The organism is Deltaproteobacteria bacterium, from assembly GCA_016210005.1.
GTDB lineage: Bacteria > Desulfobacterota > Binatia > HRBIN30 > JACQVA1 > JACQVA1.
This window is the reverse complement of sequence record JACQVA010000159.1, coordinates 1-6,690: the sequence shown is the minus strand read 5'-3', so window position 1 is coordinate 6,690 and position 6,690 is coordinate 1. Positions and strand designations below refer to the sequence as shown.

4 protein-coding genes are annotated in these 6,690 nt (G+C 63.8%); 1 reads left to right on the top strand and 3 read right to left on the bottom strand.

The genetic code is table 11. The features are described from left to right. Positions 1-108: 108 nt before the first annotated feature. Positions 109-3,180 carry a S8 family serine peptidase gene (locus HY699_15700; protein ID MBI4517250.1) on the top strand — a complete coding sequence of 1,024 codons (3,072 nt, stop codon included), beginning with the start codon at positions 109-111 and terminating at the stop codon, positions 3,178-3,180. A 28-nt stretch (positions 3,181-3,208) separates the two neighbouring features. Here the strand turns inward: HY699_15700 and HY699_15695 are convergent, their stop codons facing one another. The 3 genes from HY699_15695 to HY699_15685 all read right to left on the bottom strand — a co-directional run. Beyond that, a complete protein-coding gene (locus HY699_15695) occupies positions 3,209-5,641 on the bottom strand; it encodes a hypothetical protein (GenBank protein MBI4517249.1) in 2,433 nt (810 codons plus the stop codon). A 201-nt stretch (positions 5,642-5,842) separates the two neighbouring features. Next, positions 5,843-6,370: a hypothetical protein gene (locus HY699_15690; protein ID MBI4517248.1), complete on the bottom strand. Its 528-nt coding sequence runs from the start codon at positions 6,368-6,370 to the stop codon at positions 5,843-5,845. Positions 6,371-6,383: 13 nt separating this feature from the next. Next, a partial coding sequence (locus HY699_15685; protein ID MBI4517247.1) for a hypothetical protein occupies positions 6,384-6,690 on the bottom strand: 307 nt, incomplete at its 5' end.

Here is a 6,690-nt window from a genome sequence, read left to right as displayed (position 1 = left end):
CCGGAAGTGAACCTCGCGCCAAGGCGCAAAGCCGCAAAGCAGAGTACGGTCTCCGAAGAGGCGTCGCCAGCAGCGGGGGGAGCGGGTCAGACTTCTGACTTTCCGCTTTTGACTTCTGCCTTACCCAACGATCCCTTCCTCCACTCCTCCGGCAGTTGGGGCCAGGACTTCCCGGATCTGTGGGGCCTGTTTCAGATCCACGCGCCCGAGGCGTGGGAGCTGTCGCAAGGCGAGGGGGTGATCGTCGCGGTCATCGACACCGGAATTGACATTGAGCATCCGGACCTCGCCGCCAACGTCTGGCACAACGCGGGCGAGGTTCCCGGCAACGGTGTGGACGATGACGGCAACGGGTTTGTCGATGACGTCAATGGCTGGGACTTCACGACGTGCGCCCTGTTCTTCACCTACGATCCGGGCTGCGCGCTGGCAAAGGAGCGGGGGCCCGACGTGCGCGATCAGCTTGGGCACGGCACGCACGTCGCCGGCACCATTGGGGCGGTGGGCGATAACAGCATCGGCATCATCGGGGCGGCATTGCAGGCGCAGGTGATGGCAGTCAAGGGGCTGAACGCGCAAGGGAGCGGCACCAACGCCGACTTAGCCGAGGCCCTCGTCTACGCGGCGGAGAATGGGGCGAAGGTGATCAACGCCAGCTGGGCGGGGCCGCCCAGCGATACGATCGAGACGGCCATCGAGTATGTCACGCAGCAGTTCGATGTCGTGGTCGTCGCCAGTGTTGACAATGGCGGCATACCCCTGGAGCGCGGGATCTACCCCGCGAACTTGCCTGCGGTGATTGCCGCGGGAGCCACCACGCACAGCGATGAGCACGCGCCGTTCTCCAACTTCGGCGGGCCGCTGGATCTGGTGGCCCCCGGGGGTGGCGATAGCGAGCCGGCCTCAGCCGTCCAGCCGCAGCGCTCGATCCTGTCGCTGCTGGCGGCGGACTCCGAGTTTGGCCGGCTTTGCCAGGAGGAGTGTCGTTTGAACGACCCCACGTGCGACCCGACCGTAGACGACGACTGCGACCTTTACATCTGCGAGGAGGTGTGCCGGGTGCCGCCATGGGTGATCGGCGAGCAGTACGTGCGCGGCTCGGGAACCAGTTTTGCGGCCCCTCATGTCAGCGGTGTCGCGGCGCTCGTACGGAGCCGCCATCCGCAGTTCACACGCCCGCAAATCCGCCAGGCGTTGCGGGAAACCGCGGACGACTTGGGACCCAGCGGTTGGGACCCCACTTTCGGCTATGGCCGGGTCAATGCACGGCGGGCTGTGGAGGTGGAAGACACTGCGGTGGCGGAGATCGTGGTGCCGGAAAACCGCGGCAAGGTGTGGGAGCGCGACTTCCCGTTCGCCGTGATGGGCAGCGCATTTGGTCCGAGTGCGCCGCTGATCGCCTGGCGGCTGACGCTTCGGCCGGAGGGAGGCGAGAGCGCCGTCGAGGTTGCTGGCGGCCACGAGCCAGTAGTGCAGGGCGCACTCGGAACGTTGCGCCTCGAAGGCCCGGCGGGGCTGGAACTCGGCCGGCGGTACGTGCTGGAGCTGGTGGTGGAGGACGCCGCGGGCAATCAAGCCAGCGATACCAAGACCTTTCTGATTTCTAACCCGCGCTATGCCCTCATCCCCGTGCCCGACAGGTACGACGAGGGTGGAGACAACGTTACCCTGAGTGCGGACGGCTCTCGGTTAGCGCTCGGTCGAGCCGACCGCAACGGAGGTGATTCCGGCATTTGGCTCTACGATGCTGAAACCCGAAACTTGAGGCGCGTTGCCAGCGGCGGCGGTTACCTTGCACCGAACGGTCGCTGGCTTGTGTACGCGGGCCGGATTCCGGGGGAATCACGTTACAACTCTACTGTGCTCTATGATGTCGATCATGACACGCACAATGTCGTTGAAACCACTCAGTATGGCTTCCCGAGTATCGAGGCCGTTGTAGGACCGCTCGATCTGGCGGCCACTCGTATGGTGCTGCGCACCAATCGGGACCCAGCAAATCAGAATCCGGACGGACAGCTGCAAGCGTTCATCTTCGAACTCCCACACGGACCGATGCGCCAGATTACGTCGGTGCCCCTCGGGATCCCGGGAGCAGACGCGATCAATGACATGCGGATCAGCTTCGATGGTTCACGTGTGGTGTTCACATCAGCTGCGGCCTTGGACCCACTATTCTCCACCGACGGTCGCCAGCAAGTGTTCGTTTACGACGACCGAACACAGACCATCCGGCAGCTGAGCGGCAGGCCCTCGGATCCCCCTGCGTTTGTCGAGCGTCTCACCAGCAGCGCCGACGCCGGCACGCTGGCCTACCTGGCAGGCACCGACGTCTTCGTCGTCGACGTCACGAGCGGGCGAACGGATAAGGTGGTGGACGTCAACTCCCACTATAGCCCACCGGCTCTGTCCGGCGACGGGCGCTGGCTGGCCTTCACGTCGGCGGCGGATTTGGACCCAGCGGTGGGGAACCCCGACTTGCTCGGAGAGGTGTTCCTCCTTGATCTCGCGACGCAAGAGATTTCGCAGGTGACCGATACGGTCAGAAATGCTGAAGAGGCTACGGTACACACGGTCGATTCCGTGGGCGGCACGCTCGTCGTGGACCCTGGCGGTGAGCTGAGCGGGGCTGAAGTTCAACCGCTACTTACGCGAGCTCTCCGGCGTGGGTCGCGAGTGAATCGCCGCCCCAATCTCGTGGCTGACGCACCGCTTGTCGCACCCGAAGGGCAACGGACAGTAATGAGTCTGCGGTCAACTGACGCCGATGGAGATCCGCTCACGTTCTACGCCCAGCGCGTTCCACCATTTACAATCGGGATCTCCAACAATCGCCTACGAGATCTCGCCGCATCGGAGTTGATCGACCATGGTGACGGTACGGCTGAGCTCGCTTTGACTCCACGGCATAACGAGACGGGCTGCTATCTGGTGCGGATAGCGGTCTTTGATGAAGCGGGCGAGGTCGACGTAAGGAACATTGAACTCATCATCGATGATGCGCAACCTGAGGGGGATGCGAACTGCGACGGCCGGCTCCGTCCAGACGATATTCACGCCCTCATCCATGCCCTCTTCGACCCCGAGGCCCGCGCGCACTGCGTGACGGCCGACACCAACGATGACGGTCTCGTGCGAGTGAACGATCTTACCGGACTCCTCCAGAAGATCATTCAGTAACCCCGCCGCCTGCGAGCACCCTGTGCGATCACGGGTTCGTGCAGAACGTGGTCTGCATCTCAGGCAACCCGAGAGGAATTTCGGGCCCAGATAGCCGCTTCCGCCGGACTCTGATTGTCGTCGGTTGGCTGCAGTTGATCGGCGAGCGTACCGTGAGATGGGTTGGCGTGACACCCAGGATGTCGGCTTGTTGCCACGTGCCAGACGTGCTGTCCAGAAACTCCACACAGGTGCCGTTGAGCCCCGTGCAGTTGTTCGCCTTCAACGTTGCCTCGGAGCAGTCGTAGGTAGTGGTATGGCCACCGATAGCGTTGAAGCCTTGCCCCTCGATCCGGACGATGCCGCCCTGCACGGCCTTCGTGGGGGTGACCGCGAAGCCGTCGGCATCAATGTCGAGAATCGCGGTTTGCTGGGTCCCCTGATCGGCTGCGTGCGGCTTGGCATCGTGGGAATCAACCTTGTCGAAGGAGCCGGTGGTGTTGTTGGTGTCGTTGTTCGATACGTTCGTGTCACTGCACGTATTCTCGTTGGGATTGCTGCTCGGGTAGCAGCGCTGCCAGTAGTTGCCGCGGGCCAGCGCCGGGGTGTCCGTCGTTAAGTTGCGGAAGTTGCGGTCGGTGCGCTCCACCCCCGCGCTGAAACCGCCATTGTGCACGAAAGCATTGCGGCCGTGGTCAGTGGAAGAACCGGTGTTAGCCGCGATACTCCCCTCGATCTTCAGACCATTGTCATCCGTGTAGGCGATCGTGGTCTCTCGGATCATGACCTCGTTGGCTGTCCCTCCGGCCTTTTCGACCAAGATCCCCTTTCCATTGTTGCCCGCAGTCCGATTGAAGCCACAGATGTAATCGCGGCGAATACTCCCCTGGGAGTTGCTGCCCGCGAAATGGATTCCGTGATCGGCCCCGTTGCGCAGCACGTTTCCATCAGTCTCCAACCGTGCCAGCACCCCTTGCACTGCCATCTCGGCTGCCGAGGCCCGCGCTACCTGCTGCGCCTGATTGACGCCGCTTTGCTCAACCAGGTTGTCAACGGCGCGGATGATCCCCTGGATACCTGCGCCCGGTGTAGGCGGCGGGGGTGGAGACTGCACCAAGAGGCCCCCGCGCAAGTTGTTGTGAATCCAGCTCCGCACCACGCTGACGTACCCTGATTGGCTCTTCAGGCCGCGGTCGAAACAGAATCGCGCCTCGGTATCTTCCACCGTCACGGGCGAACTCGCGGTCCCTCCCGTGTTGGCCGCATCGACGCAGTCCTTTCCCTGGGCCGCCTGGTTCTCCGCTGCCGTCCTTGCCGCCGCTCCACCGTCGAGTCGACACGTGATAATTCGACCACCTTGGCTGCCGGCGTCGAATGCGATCCCGTTCTGGTCTTTGAGATTGAGGCCGGTATCGCTGCTCGGCAGAACCCGCTCGACCGAGAGGCCTCTGAGCGTCACGTTGGCCGCTTGAACCCGGATGTCTGCCGCCAACTCAAGTGTCTTGTTGGCAGGATCTTGCCGGATCACGGTCCGATAGGTGCGCGCCGCGAAGCCGTCAACCGGCGACGGGTCTCCCTCGGAGTTGGTCCCGTCGATGACCGTCTCGGCGGCCGTGATCGCCAGCGCCGTGTTGTTGGTAACGTTGATCTGGGCGAGGCCGCCGGCGAACTCGGCGGCGGCGTGGTCGAAGCGGATGAGCACGGGGCGCTGCCCGGAGGTGGTCGCATTCGCCCGGCCGATCGCCGTCCGCAACGTGCACGTGGCGTCACAAGTACCATCATCCGCGTCGCCGCTCTGATTCACCGTCAACACCGTCTTGAACACCGTCCAATCGTAGGTCCGCGTCGCGTCGGGCTCGATGTTGTTTCTCCTCGCCGGATCGCTCACCAGGAGGCTTTGGCGGTACTGCTCTTGGCCGGTGGCCGAGACGGTGATGTCGTGAGTCCAGATCCCCGGGCCGAGGTTGTCGACTTGGATGTCGCAGCGGGGCAGGTTGCTGCCGGTGCTGGTATCGCACACCGTCGAGCAGCTGGCCCCGGGGCAGGTGCATGAGCTGCCGCAGGCCCCGGGAATTGACACACCGGCCACACTGTAATTGGAGGCCATCCCCTCGCCCACGAAGCCGGATTGCGCAAAGACCCCGTGAACAGTCACCGTGGCCTGTGCTCCGGTGCGATTGAGTACCCGGGCCGTCAGGCGAGCGGACCCCGGTATCGGCGGGTTGCACCCTACCAGAGCATTGTTGACACCGGCAACTAGCTCATCAACCGTCACGGTGTTCGAGCTGTCCCGATCAAACGAGGGACAATTCAAGAGCGGCTGCGTACCAAGCGCGATGTTGACCCCTCTCACGAGTTCATCGACCGTGACCGTGCCAGAGCCATCGCAGTCGCCGACGCATGCCTGCGCCCACACCTGATTGACGATGGCCACGAGCAGGCCGCCCACGCCAACCAGGGCGAGCAGCCACCTTGTGACCACGCCAGGCAACGTTGAGTGCCCAAACCGATCGCTGCGATGAAACCGTGCTGTGTCCGCTGTCAGGCAGTATGCCATGTGTCCCCCTTCTCGGAATGAACAGTTCCGGCGAATCGTTGCAGTCGCTGAGTGCTCACCTGCAAAATCGCCCTCACCGGGCCCTCTCCCATGGGGCGAGGGAGCCGGAGCACGGTGCTGGCGTGGTCAGCAACCGCCGCCACTACAGTCGCCCACGTAGATCCCACCGGTGACGGCCGTCACCTCTTCGAAGTTGGTCAGCGGGTCCGTCGCGGACGCGTTTTGGTTGAACAGTCCATACTGGTTGACCGGCGTGCCCGCGGGGATGTCGATCCGGCAGCGATACAACACGGCGGAGCTGAGGATGGGCGCCGAGTTGTCCGTCGACAAGACGATGGCCCGGATCGACGTACAGGCCGTGCCGCTGCAGCCCGCGGGGAGGGCCGACCAGGATAAGCCTTTGCCGAGTTGGTCGTTGACCAGACACTCCCCGATGGGCGTGTTGGTGCTGTCGTACAAAATGTCGTTCTGGGTGCCGGCGATGCTGTGCCCTTGCGGATCGAGGGTCACGTCAAACCAGGCGGACGTGCCTGGCGCGCCACACGCCGGCACCACAGTGATCGTTTGCCCCCATCCTGGCACGGCCAACAACGTTAAACCACACCCCGTGACAAGCCCGACGAGCCGTCGGGAGAATCGCAATCTCTTGGACATGATCACCCCTCCTTCATCGATCGACGATCACCGTTGGCCCGCTGGAACCCTCCGTGCCCTTCGCCTTCCGGTCGGCGGAGTTCCACCACCCGTCCCACCGCCCCTCACGCCCTTGGGGATCGGAGAAAGTGCCCTCCAGCCGCACGCCCTGCATGGTGCCCTCGAAGGCGCACACGGACTGCTTGCCGGCCGGCGTGTCCGCTCGCGTCGACACCAGGCCGAACTTGATCTGATTGCCATCGACGGTGCCTTCGATCTCTGCCGGAGTGCCGTTGCCCATCCCCTCCAGTGCGATGGTGCCCGTGAGAGCGCCGCTGGGG

Bases quoted from the DNA above. Each gene is read 5' to 3' on its own strand.
- HY699_15690 (MBI4517248.1), bottom strand. From the start codon at position 6,370: ATGTCCAAGAGATTGCGATTCTCCCGACGGCTCGTCGGGCTTGTCACG.